Annotated in this window: 10 protein-coding genes; 6 read left to right on the top strand and 4 right to left on the bottom strand. The window is 65.6% G+C overall.

What is annotated here, in order from left to right; genetic code table 11:
* Positions 1–85: 85 nt before the first annotated feature.
* Positions 86–1,909 (top strand): ABCB family ABC transporter ATP-binding protein/permease, encoded by a 1,824-nt coding sequence (locus NO357_RS04660; protein ID WP_306734441.1) that lies wholly within the window; start codon positions 86–88, stop codon positions 1,907–1,909.
* 421 nt (positions 1,910–2,330) lie between these two features.
* On the opposite strand, the gene NO357_RS04655 is transcribed toward NO357_RS04660, so the two are convergent.
* The 3 genes from NO357_RS04655 to NO357_RS04645 form a co-directional block, all read right to left on the bottom strand.
* Positions 2,331–3,158 carry a TauD/TfdA dioxygenase family protein gene (locus tag NO357_RS04655; RefSeq protein ID WP_306734440.1) on the bottom strand — a complete coding sequence of 276 codons (828 nt, stop codon included), beginning with the start codon at positions 3,156–3,158 and terminating at the stop codon, positions 2,331–2,333.
* Positions 3,159–3,220: 62 nt separating this feature from the next.
* Positions 3,221–7,147, bottom strand: coding sequence for an efflux RND transporter permease subunit (locus NO357_RS04650; protein WP_306734439.1), 3,927 nt, complete (start codon positions 7,145–7,147; stop codon positions 3,221–3,223).
* Positions 7,144–8,478, bottom strand: a complete 1,335-nt coding sequence (locus NO357_RS04645; protein WP_306734438.1) for an efflux RND transporter periplasmic adaptor subunit — start codon at positions 8,476–8,478, stop codon at positions 7,144–7,146. The genes NO357_RS04650 and NO357_RS04645 overlap by 4 nt, the downstream gene beginning before the upstream one ends.
* Positions 8,479–8,847: 369 nt before the next feature.
* Here NO357_RS04645 and NO357_RS04640 point away from each other — a divergent pair, with 369 nt between their 5' ends.
* The 5 genes from NO357_RS04640 to NO357_RS04620 all read left to right on the top strand — a co-directional run bounded on the left by NO357_RS04640 (position 8,848) and on the right by NO357_RS04620 (position 13,968).
* Positions 8,848–9,543, top strand: a complete 696-nt coding sequence (locus NO357_RS04640; RefSeq protein ID WP_306734437.1) for a tetratricopeptide repeat protein — start codon at positions 8,848–8,850, stop codon at positions 9,541–9,543.
* Between the two features lie 34 nt (positions 9,544–9,577).
* On the top strand, positions 9,578–10,936 hold the full coding sequence (locus NO357_RS04635) for an outer membrane protein assembly factor BamB family protein (RefSeq protein ID WP_306734436.1): 1,359 nt from the start codon (positions 9,578–9,580) through the stop codon (positions 10,934–10,936).
* A 42-nt stretch (positions 10,937–10,978) separates the two neighbouring features.
* Positions 10,979–12,436: a ribosome biogenesis GTPase Der gene (der, locus tag NO357_RS04630; protein ID WP_306734435.1), complete on the top strand. Its 1,458-nt coding sequence runs from the start codon at positions 10,979–10,981 to the stop codon at positions 12,434–12,436.
* Between the two features lie 127 nt (positions 12,437–12,563).
* The gene (locus NO357_RS04625; protein ID WP_306734434.1) at positions 12,564–13,556 is read left to right on the top strand and encodes a fatty acid desaturase; all 993 of its coding nucleotides are present in this window, start codon (positions 12,564–12,566) and stop codon (positions 13,554–13,556) included.
* Between the two features lie 184 nt (positions 13,557–13,740).
* Positions 13,741–13,968 (top strand): EF-hand domain-containing protein, encoded by a 228-nt coding sequence (locus NO357_RS04620; RefSeq protein WP_306734433.1) that lies wholly within the window; start codon positions 13,741–13,743, stop codon positions 13,966–13,968.
* Between the two features lie 68 nt (positions 13,969–14,036).
* Here NO357_RS04620 and serS read toward each other — a convergent pair whose 3' ends face one another.
* Positions 14,037–15,329, bottom strand: a complete 1,293-nt coding sequence (gene serS / locus NO357_RS04615) for a serine--tRNA ligase (protein ID WP_306734432.1) — start codon at positions 15,327–15,329, stop codon at positions 14,037–14,039.
* Positions 15,330–15,720 lie beyond the last annotated feature (391 nt).

The raw sequence follows: 15,720 nt of genomic DNA, 5'->3' as shown, positions 1-15,720 counted from the left end.
CCGCGACGCCGCTGGCGCGGCATGGCTGGTATCCCGGCGGCAAGCGCCTTATCTGTAGGGTTCCGACTGCCAGAAGGACGATTGCATGCGCCGCCGCCGCACCTACACTGATGCCAATCTGAACGATGAACGGATTTCCGGTTGGCGCACGATCCGCCGGGTGGCGCCTTATCTTTGGCCGGCGGAGCACGCTTGGGTGAAGCGGCGCGTGGTGCTGGCGATGCTGGCGCTGCTGCTGTCTAAGCTGATCGCGGTGGCGACGCCGGTGCTTTACAAATGGGCGGTCGACAGCCTGAGCGGACAGGGAGCGTCAGACCTGCTCCTCGGCGCGGTTGGGCTGACGTTGGCCTATGGGATTGCACGGCTGATGTCGAACGGGTTCCAGCAGCTGCGTGACGCAATTTTCGCCGCGGTCGGGCAGCGGGCGCTGCGCCAGCTGGCGCTGGAGACCTTCCGCCACATCCACCAACTGTCGATGCGCTATCACATCACCCGCAAGACCGGCGGGTTGAGCCGGATCATCGAGCGCGGGGTGAAGGGGGTGGAATTCCTACTGCGCTTTCTTCTGTTCAGCATCGGGCCGCTGGTGCTGGAACTGTTGATGATCGCAGGCGTGCTGTTCTTCCTGTTCGACGCCTGGTACCTGGCAGCTGTGGCGCTAACCATCGCGCTTTACGTCTGGTTCACGTTCAAGGTGACCGAGTGGCGGGTGAAGCTGCGCCGCGAGATGAACGATCAGGACACGGATGCCAACCAGAAGGCGATCGACAGCCTGTTGAATTTCGAGACAGTCAAGTATTTCGGGGCCGAGGAGCGCGAAGCCACGCGCTATGACGGGGCGATGGCAAAATATGCGCAGGCGGCACTGAAGACCGCCTATTCGCTGGCCTTTCTGAACTTCGGTCAGGCTTTCCTGATCACCGGCGGGCTGGTTGCGGTGATGGTGATGGCGGCGATCGGGGTCGAGCAGGGGCATCTGACCGTGGGCGATTTCGTCATGGTCAACGCCTACATGATCCAGATCACCATGCCCTTGAATTTCCTCGGCACGGTCTATCGCGAAATCCGCCAAGCCCTTGTGGACATGGGAGAAATGTTCGATCTGCTTGAGCAACCGGCGGAAGTGTCCGACAAGCCCGGTGCGACGCCGCTGCGAGTGGACGGGGGGACGGTCAGGCTCGACGATGTGCGCTTCGGGTATGAGACCGAGCGGCCGATCCTGAAGGGGGTGAGCCTGGAGGTGCCCGCCGGGCAGACGGTGGCAATCGTGGGCTCGTCGGGGTCAGGCAAGTCGACCATCGGGCGGCTTTTGTTCCGGTTCTATGACGTTCAGGGCGGAAGCTTGGAAATCGACGGGCAGGACGTGCGTGACGTGACGCAGAAAAGCCTGCACGATGCCATCGGCGTGGTGCCGCAGGACACCGTACTGTTCAACGACACGATCCGCTACAACATCGCCTATGGCAAGGATGGCGCCACCGAAGAGGAAATCGTCGCGGCGGCCAAGTCGGCGCAGATTCACGAGTTCATTCAAGGGCTTCCGCTAGGCTATGACACGGCGGTGGGGGAGCGCGGGCTGAAGCTGTCGGGCGGGGAGAAACAGCGGGTGGGGATCGCCCGGACGTTGCTTAAGAACCCACCGATCCTGCTTCTGGACGAGGCCACCAGTGCGCTCGATACCGAGACCGAACAGGAAATTCAGGGCGCGCTGCAACGGGCAGGACAGGGACGGACGGTGATCACCATTGCCCACCGGCTGAGCACCATTGCCGATGCCGACCGGATCATCGTGCTGGAGAATGGCGAGATCGTGGAGGAGGGCCATCACGCCGATCTCCTGGCGCGGCAGGGCCGCTATGCCAGCCTGTGGGCACGGCAGGCGGCGGAGCAGGAAGAACAAGCCGCCTGAATGGGCGGCATTAACCTTTCCGGCCGGTCACAAGGGGCGAATCGGCGGCGCCGGCCGTTTTCCGGCCAATCAGACGGAAACCCGGCAGTGCGGGGCGCGGCGCGGCATGACATTTCCGTGCAGGATCGGTTTTCTGGCGCCGCGCCAGCAGCGTTCAATAAGGCTTGCTTTGCAGGGTTTGCCGGGAATGGCCGATATAACGTCAGGCTGGGGCAGTCGGGCGGGCTCGCGGTCGGCCCAGCGGTGTTAACTTTCGCCAGAGGTGCGAAACCGGCGGTGTATGGCAGTCTGGCTGGCACCCCGTCTGGCGGGTTGGCTGGCACCGGAAACGGCAAATTTGCGACAGGGGCAAAGATGAAGACAACGCCCGCTGGGGTCACATTCCGGCAAGATACCCGCGTTCACCCGGTCCGGGACGGGGTCAGGCGGCCTCGAGCCGGCAACCCTCGACGGTGACGCGGTGCATTTCGCGGCGGTGGCCGCGGTAATCGTTGATCGCCTTGTGCCAGGTGGCGCGGTTGTCCCATATGGTGACGTCGCCGGGCTGCCAGCGGACGCGGGCCTGAAACTCGGGCTTCTGGCAATGCTCGTAGATCGCGCCGAGGATGGCGCGGGATTCGACCGCGGTCAGGCCGTCGATCCGGGTGGTGAACTGCGGGTTGACGAACAGCGAACGCCGACCCGAGAGCGGGTGGCGGATCACCACCGGGTGCAGCACGTCCTGGGTGGCGGCCGCGGCATTGCCGATGCGGCCGGTTTTGGCACTGTCGCTGTCGGCCGCAGCGGCGCCGAAGACATGGCGCGAGCTGTGCCAGGCGTGCAGGCCGTCGAGCATCTGTCGGAAGCGTTCCGACAGGGCATCATAGGCGGCAGTGGTCGAGGCGAAGATCGTGTCGCCACCATAGGGCGGAATGTCGATGGCGTGCAGGATCGAGCCCAGCGCCGGTTCGGCATCATAGGCGTGGTCGGTGTGCCATTCTTCGCCGATCGCGCCCTTCTGGTCGGCCTCCTTGACCACGAGGGCGATCTCGGGGTGGCTGTTCAGCGGCTTGAAGAAGCGGTTGACGTTGATCGGACCGAAGCGGCGAGCGAAGGTCAGGTGGTCTTCGGGGGTCAGGTGCTGGCCGCGGATCACGATGACGGAATGGTCGGTGAAGGCCTGGCGGAGCGCCGGAAACTGGGCCGGGTCGCGGAGGTCGGCGCCGGTGATCTCGGCGCCGACAAGGCCAGTGAGCTTCTGAACCTGCATGTCGTTATCCTCTACCTCTGACGCGAGGAGTCTGCCGCCGAAGCCGGCGCGTGGCAAGGATTTCACTCGGCGGCGCGGATGGTGTCGTCGTTGTCCTTGCCGGGGGCCGAGCCGTCCTCGTCCGGCAGCGTCTCTGTGGCGTCGCCGCTCTTTTTTGCAGCCGGTTCCGCCGGTTCCGGCGCGTGCGTTCCGGCAGTCGGTTCGGCCTCGGTTGCCGAGGTGATCTTGCCGGCCCGGGCCAGCACGCCCTGGACGTCCTCGAACCCGGGCTGGTCGTCCTCTTCATCCTCGATCGGTTCGGTTGCCGGCGCGAAGTGGAAATCATGCGCCGTGCTGCCCCAGTTTTCGGGCCAGACGATCTCCGGGCTGCGCAGGCGGCGGGCGGCGCCGCGCAGGGCCCAGTCCTGGGCCGCGCGACTGGCGCGACCGAGGCTGAGCGCCTTGAGCGCTCGTGCGGTCCAGCCGACATAGGTGGTGAACCACACCCGCAGGGCCAGCATCGACGGGGTGAAGACCAGCGTCAGCACGGTGGCGATGCCAAGGCCGAAGACCACCGCGGTCGCAAGCTGTTTCCACCACAATGCGGTCGGGCTGTCGATGGAATACCCACCGACGAAGAAATCGAGGCTAAGGCCGAACATCATCGGCGCGAGGCCAGCCATGGTGGTGATGGTGGTCAGCAGGACCGGACGGATGCGGTCTTCGGCGGTGCGGATGATCGCCTCGATCCGTGGCATGTAGCCGGAATACTCCTGATAGGTGTCGATCAGCACGATGTTGTTGTTCACCACGATCCCGGCAAGCGCGACGATGCCGGTTCCGGTCATGATGATCGAGAAGGTCTGGTCCATCACCACCATGCCGATCAGCACGCCGGTGGTCGACAGCACAACGGCCAAGAGCACCAGCACCGAGTTGTAGAAGCTGTTGAACTGGGCCAGCAGGATGATGAACATCAGTCCGAGGGCGCCGGCGAAGGCCGATTGCAGGAAGGCTTGGGATTCCTGCTGGTCATCCTGATCGCCGGTCCATTCCCAGTCCACGCCCGGAGGCAGGGGAGAGGTCTCGAGCCATTGGGTCAGGGTCTCGATCCGTTCGTTGGCGGTGAGCGGTTGGGCGGTGAAACCTTTTTCGTCATAGTCGGCGCGCAGCCCGGCGTCGTCTTCCCAAACCGATGTGCGCAGCACCTCGCGCGCGCCGGTGGTGGTGTTGTTCAGCACCGTGAGGCCGGTCGCGACACCCGCCTTGACGTCGAAATAGCGCATCTGGTCGTTCCGGTTGATCTCGGCCAGCTTGGGAACAGGCTGGCGGGTCACGAAGTTGCTGAGCGGCACCAGGCCTTCCTGGGTGCGCAGTTTCAGACTGTCGAGGGTCGAGAGCACCCGGTCTTCCTCGGGGAGGCGCACACGGATTTCGATCTCTTCGTCGGATGTGTCGACCCGCATGGTGTCGAGCAGGATGCCGCGGGTGACAAGCTGCACCATGCCACCCACCGTGGCGACGTCGGCACCGTAACGGCCGGCCTGTTCGACGTCGACGTCGATCTGCCAGTCGATGCCGGGCAGCGGCAGCGTGTCCTCGACCAGTTGCAGGCCCGGGGTTTCCTCGAAATGGGCACGGGCGGTGGCGGTGGCGGCGGTCAGCGAGTCCCAGTCGTCGGCCTTGAGCCGCAGGTGCACCGGTTTGGCCGAGGACGGGCCGCGCGCCTGGGCGAGGATTTCGACCTTGATGCCGGGGATCTGTTCGAGTGCCGCGGTCAGTTCGTCGATGATGTAGTCGCCGTCGAAATCCGCGGCCTTGATGTTGCGCATCACCGTGTAGTCGAGGACCGGGATGGTGAACCAGGGTTCCTTGGCGTCGGGGCGATCCTTCCAGGCGATGGTTTCGAGCTGGACCTGGCCGATGGTGTCTTTCGGCGGCTGAGCGCCGCCGGTGTTGTTGTTGAGCCCGCTGTCGCCGGAGAAGGCAAAGGCATTCTTGACGCCGGGGTGGGCCAGAACCACCTGCTCGGCCTCGCGCACCAGCGCGTCCTTCTGTTCGATCGACAGGTTGCCGCGGGCCCGGACATAGACGATGGCCTGTTCCGGCTCGGAATCGACGAAGAATTCGACGCCTTTGCTGTGGGTGCTGTAGTAGGAAAACACCTGCACGACGGTGAACACCACGGCGGCGATGGTCACCAGCGGCATGATCGGGTTTCCGGCGATGGCCTTGATGATCCAGCCGAACGGGGTGCGCTTGCGCCGATCGCTCGGCGGTTTGCGGCGCTGGAACTTGGCAGCGTTCACGGTGATGGAACTGAGCACTGCGCCCAGCAGGAAGATCGCGATCCCGGGCAGATACGCCGTGAGGCCTTCGCCGGGGGGCGTGCCGCCGAAGAGATGGCCGGGGGCCAGCGTCTGCCGCGCGCCAAGGTAGACCAGATAGAGCGCCGGCGGCACCATCAGCAGCCGCAGGCTCCAGTGCGCATGGCGCCGCAGCCAGTCGGAGGTGCGGTTGAAGCTGCGCGTCATGCGGCCGGTCACGCCGCCCATCACCGGCAGGTAGATCAGCGCCACCACCAGCGAGGCCGAGAGCACGAAGATCAGTGTGACCGGCAGCATGCCCATGAACTGCCCCGGCACGCCGGGCCAGAACAGCATCGGCAGGAAGGCGCAGAGCGTGGTGGCAGTGGAGCTGACCACCGGCCAGAACATGCGCTTGGCGGCCTCGACATAGGCGTGCATCGGGCCGACACCGGCGGCGATGCGCTTGTCGGCATATTCCACCACCACGATGGCGCCGTCGACCAGCATGCCGACGGCGAGGATGAGGCCGAACATGACGATGTTCGATACCGTCACGCCCATCAGCGCCAGCAGGGCGAAGCAAAGCAGGAACGAGGTCGGAATGGCGAAGCCCACCAGCAGCGCCGGGCGGATTCCGAGCGCGGCGAGAACGACGATCATCACCAGAGCGATGGCGGTGAGCACCGAGCCTTCGAGTTGGTCGATCATCGAGCCGACGACATTTGATTGATCGTTCGAGGTGCCAAGTTCGACTGCGGCGCGCAGTTCCTCCGGCCAGGCGGCATCGGCCTTGGCCACCACCTGGCGGACTTCTTCGGCCATGTCGAGCAGGTTGAAGCCCTTGCGCTTGACCACCTGCAGGGCGACCGTGGTTTCGCCGTTGAACCGGGCGGTCGACGTGCGGTCTTCGAAGGTCAGCCGGATATCGGCGAGATCGCCCAGGGTGATCACCCGGTCGCCATTGGTCTTGACCGGCAGGGAATAGACATCCTGCGGTTCGTCGAAGCTCGATGGGATCTTGACCGAGAAGGTGCCGGTGGCGGATTCGACCTCGCCCGCCGGGATCAGCTGGTTGTTGTTGCGCACCACGTTGATCAACTCGCCGGCGGTGACGTTGTAGCTTTCCAGCTTCAGCGGGTCGATCACCACTTCGAGCATCTCGTCACGGTTGCCGACGATGCCGGCTTCGAGCACCGCGTCGAGCGATTCCAGCCGGTCCTGCAGGTCGTTGGCGATGCGGTTCATCGTGCGTTCGGGCACGGCGCCGGTGAGATTGACCACCAGCACCGGGAACTCCGAGAAATTGATTTCGTTGATCGAATATTTCTCGAAGCCCTCGGGGAACTTGCCTTCGGCGGTGTTCATCGCCTCGCGCACGTCGGCCATGGTCGAGGTCTTGTTCCAGCCGAACTCGAACTCGAGGAAGATGCCGGCATAGTTTTCCGCCGCCGTTGCCGACATGCTTTTCAGCCCGTCGAGATCGGCCAGTTCGGTTTCCATCACCTTGACCAGCAGGGTTTCGCTGTCAGCTGCGGAAATGCCCGGGAAGGGCACCGAGACGAAGAGGCCGGGGATCTGGATGTCCGGTTCGCCCTCTTTCGGCAGGTTGGCATAGGCGAAGCCGCCGACCAGCAGCGACAGCGCGATAAAGGCGAGGATCATCCGCGCCCGCGCAGCGGCCCAGTCGACGATGCCGGTCATGTGCCGGGTTCCTTGAAGGAGGGCCGCACCGGCACGCCGTCGACAACGTATTCCTGGCCGATGACGATCACGTCGGCCACGTCCGGCAGGCCGGTGACCCAGACGCCTTCGGCGGTGTCGCGCACCAGGGTGACGGGAACGAATTGGGCGTGCTTCGCCTCGTCGACGATGCGCACGCCGAGCAGCCCGTCATCGTTGAGCGTCAGGGCGCTTTGCGGCACCAGGTGCGCCGCGGCCCCGTCCGAGGCGATGGCGATTTCGACCGTCTGACCGTCGCGGATGGCCAGCGCCGGGTTGGGTACCTGGATTTCGACGCGGAATGTCCGGGTCAGCGGGTCGGCCGAACGCGACAGGAAGGTCACGCGGCCCACCAGCTCGTCTCCGGAACTCAGCCGCGCCCCGCCAAGAGAGCCGACGGCGATGCGGTCGACCTCGGTTTCCGGGACGAAACCCACGAGCTTGATCGGGTCGAGCTGAATCACCGTGGCGCAGACCGCCCCGGGCTGCATCAGCGCGCCGAGCTCGGCGGCATCGCTTTCCAGCAGACCTTCGAACGGGGCGGTGATCTCGAGCCGCGAGATTTCCTTCTCGGCAGCTGCGACCGCGGCTTCGGCCGACTGGATGCCGGCGCGAACGTTGAGGACGCCCGATTGCGCCGATTTCACGCCGGCCTCGGCGGTCTTGACGCCGGCCCGGGCAGAGGTGACCCCGGCCTCGGCCGCGCGCATCGCCGCCTCGGCGGCAGCCACGCGGGTTTCAGAGGCGTAGCCGCCTTCGGCCAGCTTGACCGCGGCGTTGTAGTTGATTTTCGCTTCGACCAGCTGGGCGCGGGCGGTGTCGAGCTGGGCGCCGGCGTTTTCAAGTTGCGCCTCGGCGCGGGGCAGTTGCGCCTCGGCCTCGGGCACCCGGGCCCGGGCCTCGGCAAGCCGCGCCCTGGCCTCGGTCAGCGATGCCTCGCGGGTGCCCGGGTCGAGCCGGCAGAGCACCTGGCCCCGTTCGACGAAGGCCCCCTTGCGGAGCGGTTCGGAGATCACCAGGCCGGAGGTCTCGGAGCGGACCTGAACCTGGCGGGCCGCCTCGGTCTGGCCGCGCAGGATGACGGCGCTGTCGATCACCTGGGCCCGAGAGTGCAGGGCGACGACACCGATGGCGCGCTGGGCGGTCTCTTTGGCGGCGATTTCATCGGGTTGACCGGGGGGCGGCGCCATGGCCTCGTCGGAGGACTCGGGTGCTTCGCCCCGGGCCAGTGACAGCAGCGTGTCGCGGTCGATCACCAGAAAATACAGAAACACCGAAACCAACAGGGCGGTGAGAAGCGGCAAGAGTCTCATGCAAAGTCCTTTTCGCGCGTCCCGAACATCGTCGCGGCGATGTCGACGTTCGAGTTAAACATTCCGGCGCTGGGTGCAAGACAGGACGAACCGTCATGTCGCGGCGAAGGCGGCCGAATACTGGGTCTACGCTGGTTTTTCTGTGCCTTCCGGTCGGGCTTTCTGGGTTGGGGCCGGCAGGTCGCCGGTCAAACTGAACTCACCAGTTCAAATTATGTTTGCACCGGGCCGAACGCAAGGGGCGCAAAACGGGCCGGACCTACTGTGCCCGGCTCGCCACAAGCCCGGGTCGTGGCGTGGCGCGGCAGACCTTGGCAGGACCGGAGCGCTGCGGTAAGAGGGGCGAAAGTGACCGAAAGGGGCGCACGGGTGAGCGAGACCGACAGTTTCATCGAAGAGGTGACCGAGGAAGTTCGGCGCGACAGGCTGTTCGCGCTGATGAAAAGATATGGCTGGATTGCGGTCCTGGCCATCCTGCTGCTGGTCGGCGGGGCGGCCATCAACGAATGGCGCAAGGCGCAGGCGCGGGCCGAGGCGGAGGCCACCGGCGACGCGATGATCGCCGCGTTGCGCAGCGACGACGCCGGCGAACGGGCTGCGGCGTTGGCGGCGCTGTCGCCCGAGAGCCAGGGTGCCCGGGCGTTGGCCGCGTTGCTGGCGGCCGGCGAACAGGTCGAGGCGGGGCAGACGGAGCAGGCGGCCGCGACGTTCGAATCGGTTGCCGGCAATGCCGATCTGCCGCTGATCTATCGCCAGGTCGCGAGCTACAAGCGGCTTGCCATTCTCGGGGATACGCTCTCGTTCGACGAGCGGCGGGCCGGCTATGAGGCTCTGGTCGGGCCCGGGTCGCAGCTGCGGCTTCTGGCCGAGGAGCAGTTGGCCCTGATCGACATCGAAACCGGCGACACCGCGTCGGCGGCCGGGCGACTGCAGGCGATTGCCAGCGATGCTGCGGTCACGGCGGGCTTGCGTCAGCGCGCGACACAGTTGATGGTGGCTCTGGGCGAAACGCCCGAAGCGATACCGGGCGCCGAGGGGGAGACCGGCGCGACGGCGGCGGAATAACGGCGGCGAACGCCGGTTGGAAAAGGGTGAGGCCATGACACGGGCACGAATTGCGGCAGACGGATGGAAGCGCAGCAGCTGGGCGGTCGGGCTTGGCGTCGCGCTGTTGTTGTCGGCCTGCGGTGACAAGGAAGAGATCCTGCCCGGGAAGCGGCAGGATCTGCGTGCCGTGCTCGAGGACGATGCCGCCAGCGTGGCGCCGGACGCGATCCCGGAAAACCGCAGCCTGCCGCTTAATCCCGGCAAGACCACGGCCAATGCCGAGTGGCCGCAGCGCCACGGCACGCCGGAGACCCGCACGGAACATCCCGCCTTCGCGGGCGCACTGCAGCCGCTGTGGAGCGCGAAGATCGGCGCGGGCGCAGGAAAGCGCAGCCGCATCACCGCCGATCCGGTGGTCGCCGGCGGCCGGATCTATACGCTCGACTCGGAAGCGCGGGTGGCCGCGACCGCAACCAACGGCACGCCGGTCTGGAGCGTCGACCTGGTGCCGGCGCGCGACCGCGCCGGCGATGCCCGGGGCGGCGGCCTGGCCCATGCCAAGAGCACGCTGTTCGTGGCCTCGGGCTTCGGCACGCTGACCGCGCTCGATGCGGCCAGCGGGGCACAGAAATGGCAGCAGCGGCTGGGGGAAACCGCCACCGGTGCGCCGACGGTGAAGAACGGCGTGGTCTTCGTGACCGCCGGCGATAACACCGCCTGGGCGGTGAATGCCGAGACCGGCCGGATCGAATGGCAACTCGATGCCACGCCGAGCCTCAACAACGTCCTGGGCGCGCCGGCGCCCGCGGTGAATGACCAGGTGGCGGTCTTCGGCTTCGGCTCGGGCGAGGTGCAGGCGGCGTTCCGCGGCGGCGGGCTGCGCGTCTGGGATGCGGTGATTTCCGGCCAGCGGTTCGCCCTGGCGCGGACACGGATCACCGACATCACCGGCGATCCGGTGATCGTGGGACCGAATGTCTATGTCGGGTCGCATTCCGGTCGTCTGGTGGCGATGAAGGTGTCGACCGGCGAACGTCTGTGGACCGCCAACGAAGGCGCCATGGGGCCGGTCTGGGCAGCGGACGGGTCGCTCTTCCTGGTCACCGACCGCAACGAACTGGTGCGGCTCGATGCCGAGGATGGGAGCCGCATCTGGGGCACGCCGCTGCCTTTCTTCGTCAAGGAGCGGCCGCGGCGGCAGAAGGAGATCTTCGCCCATTACGGCCCGGTGCTGGCCGGCGGCCGACTGGTGGTTGCGTCGAACGATGGGCTGATCCGGCAGTTCGACCCGGCGTCGGGCGCGCTGGTGGGCAGCGGCGAAATTCCCGGCGGCGCCATGTCGAACCCGGTCTTTGCCGGCGGGGTGATGTATGTCGTCACGTCGAAGGGCGAGCTTTACGCCTTCCGCTAGTTGGTGTATCGGGGCGGCCTTGTCGCCTCTGGAGCATGAAACATGAGCTTCACCCTCGCCATCGTGGGGCGCCCCAACGTGGGCAAGTCCACCCTGTTCAACCGTCTGGTTGGCAAACGCCTGGCACTGGTCGATGACCAGCCGGGGGTGACGCGCGACCTGCGCGAGGGCGAGGCGCGGCTGGGGGATCTGCGGTTTACCGTCATCGATACCGCCGGGCTGGAAGAAGCCACCGACGATTCGCTGCAGGGTCGGATGCGGCGCCTGACCGAGCGGGCGGTGGACATGGCCGACGTCTGCCTGTTCATGATCGACGCCCGCGCCGGGGTCACGCCGTCTGACGAGGTGTTTGCCAATATCCTGCGCAAGCGCTCGGCGCATGTGATCCTGGCGGCGAACAAGGCCGAAGGTGCGGCCGCCGATGCCGGCGTGTTCGAGGCCTACGGGCTTGGACTGGGAGAACCGATCCGGCTGTCGGCGGAACACGGCGAGGGTCTGAACGAGCTTTACGCGGCGCTGATGCCGCTGGCCGATGAGTTTGCCAAGCGCGCCGAGGCACAGGCGCCCGAGACCGAGGTGGATGTGTCGGAAGAGTCCGACGGCGAGGACACGGTGCCGATGCCGACCAAGGCGAGGCCGATGCAGATTGCCGTCGTGGGCCGGCCCAACGCCGGAAAATCGACGCTGATCAACAAGATACTGGGTGAAGATCGACTGTTGACAGGCCCTGAGGCCGGGATCACCCGGGATGCGATTTCGCTGACGCTGGACTGGGACGGGCTGCCGGTGCGGATCTTCGATACCGCCGGCATGCGCAAGAAGGCCAAGGTGCAGGACAAGCTGGAGAAGCTGAGCGTGTCCGACGGGCTGAGGGCGGTGAAATTCGCCGAGGTGGTGATCGTGCTGCTGGATGCGGCGATCCCGTTCGAACAGCAGGATCTGCGCATTGCCGATCTGGCTGAGCGCGAGGGCCGCGCCGTCGTTGTGGCGATCAACAAATGGGACGTCGAACCGGAAAAGCAGCAGAAGCTGCGCGACCTCAAGGAGGCGTTCGAGCGGCTGTTGCCGCAACTCAAGGGCGCGCCGCTGGTGACGGTGTCGGCCAAGACCGGGCGGGGGCTCGACCGGTTGCGCGATGCGGTGCTGCGGGCCTATGAGGTGTGGAACCGGCGGGTGTCGACGGCGCAGCTCAACCGCTGGCTGACCGGTATGCTGGAACAGCATCCGCCGCCGGCGCCGCAGGGCAAGCGGATCAAACTGCGCTACATGACCCAGGTGAAGACGCGGCCGCCGGGCTTCGTTGTCATGTGCAGCCACCCCGAGAAACTTCCCGACAGCTATTCCCGCTATCTTGTCAACGGCTTGCGCGAGGATTTCGACATGCCGGGCACGCCGATCCGGCTGACCATGCGGTCGCAGTCGGACAAAAACCCGTACAAGGCGAAGAAAAAGGCGCAGCCGTCGAAACTGCGCAAACATATGCAGGGACGGCGCGGCTGAAGCTTTGCCGGCCAAAGGCACGGTTTTCATCCTTTTTTTCGCGGCTCTCTCGCGTTAACCTTCGCGGCAAGGACGAATAAGCGACCCGGCCTGTTCCGGCCGAGGCCACGTGGGGGACAATTTGGGGATGAATATCAGACAGTTTTCGAGGGGCTACACCCAGAAAAACGAGCGCGTGGCGTGGATGGAACTGGGGCTGACCTTGGGGCTTTATGCGCTTTTCCTGTCGGTGGCGATCGCCTGGGCGGAAATCTGGTGGGTCGTCGTGCCCTTCACCGTGCTGGCCGGGCTGATGGGGGTGCGGGTCTACATGATCCAGCATGACTGCATGCACCGGGCCTATTTCGGGTCGCGCCGGTTGAACGACGTGGTCGGCGAGCTGATTTCGCCGATCTCGCTGAGCCCCTATGTGGCGACGCGTTACAACCACAACCTGCACCACGCCCATGTCGGCGATCTCGATCACCGCGAGGCCTTCGAGATCGACATCATGACCATCGAGGAGTACCGGAACGCACCGCTGCTCAAGCGGCTTTGGTACCGGTTCTATCGCAGCCGGTTCACGCTTCTGCTGGTCGGGCCCTTCGTGCTCTACCTGATCCTGCGGCGGTTTCCGCGCAACGGGATCAAGACCGGCGTCGGCTGGGTCCTCCTGCACGATGCGATGGTCGCGGGTTATTTCGCGCTGCTGTGGTGGTTCGCGGGCTGGGCCGGGATTCTGGTGCTGCTGGGCTCGATCTATGTCGGGTCGACCTTCGGGGCGATCATCCCCTACGTGGTGCACAATTTCGAACAGGTCTACTGGGGCCGCAAGCCCGATTACACCTATGAGAAGGGCGCGCTTCGAGGGTCGTCGGTGCTGCGCTTCGGCGACTGGTTCGACCGGCTGACGCTGAACATCGCCTATCATGACCTGCACCACCTGAACGCCAATATCCCGTGCTACAACCTCAAGCGCTGCTTCGAGGAGGCGGGCGACCTGTTGCACTCCTACGAGATCGGGTTCCGCGAGGCGATGAGCTGCTATGGCTGGAAGCTCTATGACGAGAAGGCCCAGAAAATGGTGACCTTCGCGGCGGCGCGGGCCCGGTCGGAGATGGTGAACGCGCCGGCCGCGTGACGGCGCGACGCGCATTGGTTCGGCATGTCCGGGGGCCGCGGATCGGACTCGGCTAAAAAGCGCTTACGGTCGATCGCGGCGATCAGTTTCCGCTTGCACGACTCGGGGATCGGGACGATATGGCGGATGAAGGCAAGAAAGCCTTTGCTCGGCGGCGTGATGCCGCCCTTGGAGTGAAAATCACATGAAAATCAATGGTTTGCTGATCGGCGCGTTGGTGCTGGCAGCATCTCAGGCCGTGGCGCTTCCGGAAGATGCGAACGGCAACGGCACCTATTCGATGGACGAAATGGTTGCTGCGTTCCCCGAACTGACGGCCGATGACTTCGCTGAAATCGACGCCAATTCCGACGGCGAGGTCGACTCGGTCGAATACGCCGACGCGATCGCGGCGGAAATCATCGCCGAGTAAGCCGCGCGTCGTTGCGAACGGTTTCTCAGTCGCGGGCCCCGGAGCGCATGTTCCGGGGCCTTTCTTTTTCAGACCAGCGTGCCGTCGGCGGCGAGACGGGTTTTGCCGCGTAGATAGGGGTGCAGCGCCTCGGGCAGGTCAACCGAGCCGTCGGCTTGCTGGCCATTCTCGAGCACCGCGATCAGGCAGCGACCGACGGCGAGGCCGGAGCCATTCAGGGTGTGGACGAATTGTGGTTTGCCGCCGTCGGACGGCTTGAAACGGGCGTTCATCCGGCGGGCCTGGAAATCACCGCAGGCCGAAACCGAGCTGATTTCGCGATAGGTGTTCTGGCCGGGCAGCCAGACCTCGATATCGTGGGTGCGCCGCGCGCCGAAGCCCATGTCGCCGGTGCAGAGCACGATGGTGCGGTAGGGCAGGTTGAGCCGCTCGAGAATACCCTCGGCGCATTTGGTCATGCGGTCGAGTTCGTCGCGGCTTTCCCCGGGACGGGTGATCGAGACCATCTCGACCTTCTCGAACTGGTGCTGGCGCAGCATGCCCGAGGTGTCGCGGCCGGCGCTGCCGGCCTCGGAGCGGAAGCACTGGGTATGGGCGACGTAGCGGCGGGGCAGGGTGGCCTCGTCCACGGTTTCGTTGTTGACGATGTTGGTGAGCGGCACCTCGGCCGTGGGCACCAGCCACCAGCCTTCACGGGTTTGATAGCTGTCTTCGCCGAACTTGGGCAACTGGCCGGTGCCATACATCATTTCTTCGCGCACCAGAACCGGGGTCCAGGTTTCCTGCAACCCGTTCTCTTCGGTATGGGTGTCGAGCATGAACTGCGCCAGCGCCCGGTGGATGCGGGCGATGGCGCCGGAGAGCACCACGAAGCGCGAGCCCGAGAGCTTGGCGGCGGTTTCGAAATCCATGCCCGGTTTGACGCCGTCGAGCTCGAAATGCTCCTTCGGGGCGAAGTCGAACGCGCGCGGCGTGCCCCAGCGGTGCAGTTCGAGGTTGTCGTTTTCGTCGTCGCCCTGCGGCACGTCGTCGTAGGCGAGGTTGGGGATGCCGGCGAGCATGTCGGTCAGTTGCTGGTCGAGCTCTTTCGCCTCGGCCTGCATCTGCGCCACTTCCGATTTCTTCGCGGCGACTTCTTCGCGCAGGCGGTTGAATTCGGCGTCGTTGCCGGCGGCCTTGGCGGCACCGATCGCCTTGGCGGCCTTGTTCTGCTCGGCCTGAGCGGTCTCAGACGCGAGGATCTTGGCGCGGCGTGCCTCGTCGAGGGCGAGGATATCGGACGCGACCGGCGCATCCCCACGGCGGGCGACGGCCGCGTCGAAGGCTTCCGGGTTTTCGCGGATGGCGCGGATGTCATGCATCGGTCTTGGTCCTCTGAATCGGGATTCGGATGCGGGCCTTATGGCCGATTTCGCGGGGGCTGGTAAACGGGGGATTGCCGCAGGACGGATCAGCCGGGCGGGGTATACCCGATGGCGTGTTGGAAGGCGCGCCATTTTTCGCGGAACTCGGAGAAGCCGAGATCAGCCCCCTCCCGATGCGATGGCGGTTCGGTGCCTTTGGAAGGGTGACCGAGCCATCACCGAAGATGTCGTCGAAATGCTCGGCGATCCGTGGGACTGGGTCACATTTCACCATCCGCAGCTCGGCCCCTCGGAGGGTGCCCGGGTTGAAGACGGTTGCCTCGGAAAATCCGGCCCCGGTGAGGCCTGCCGCCTCCATCCGTGCTGGGAAGAGGTCTGCCCGCTGCAT

It is taken from the genome of Marimonas arenosa (genome assembly GCF_030848945.1).
Taxonomy (GTDB): Bacteria; Pseudomonadota; Alphaproteobacteria; order Rhodobacterales; family Rhodobacteraceae; genus Marimonas; species Marimonas arenosa.
The sequence above is the reverse complement of the archived record's forward strand: the minus strand, read 5'-3'. Positions and strand labels throughout refer to the sequence as shown.

Coding starts and splice junctions, on each gene's coding strand:
- der (WP_306734435.1), top strand. CDS start 10,979: ATGAGCTTCACCCTCGCCATCGTGGGGCGCCCCAACGTGGGCAAGTCC.
- NO357_RS04620 (WP_306734433.1), top strand. CDS start 13,741: ATGAAAATCAATGGTTTGCTGATCGGCGCGTTGGTGCTGGCAGCATCT.
- NO357_RS04660 (WP_306734441.1), top strand. CDS start 86: ATGCGCCGCCGCCGCACCTACACTGATGCCAATCTGAACGATGAACGG.
- serS (WP_306734432.1), bottom strand. CDS start 15,329: ATGCATGACATCCGCGCCATCCGCGAAAACCCGGAAGCCTTCGACGCG.
- NO357_RS04655 (WP_306734440.1), bottom strand. CDS start 3,158: ATGCAGGTTCAGAAGCTCACTGGCCTTGTCGGCGCCGAGATCACCGGC.
- NO357_RS04645 (WP_306734438.1), bottom strand. CDS start 8,478: ATGAGACTCTTGCCGCTTCTCACCGCCCTGTTGGTTTCGGTGTTTCTG.
- NO357_RS04625 (WP_306734434.1), top strand. CDS start 12,564: ATGAATATCAGACAGTTTTCGAGGGGCTACACCCAGAAAAACGAGCGC.
- NO357_RS04635 (WP_306734436.1), top strand. CDS start 9,578: ATGACACGGGCACGAATTGCGGCAGACGGATGGAAGCGCAGCAGCTGG.
- NO357_RS04650 (WP_306734439.1), bottom strand. CDS start 7,147: ATGACCGGCATCGTCGACTGGGCCGCTGCGCGGGCGCGGATGATCCTC.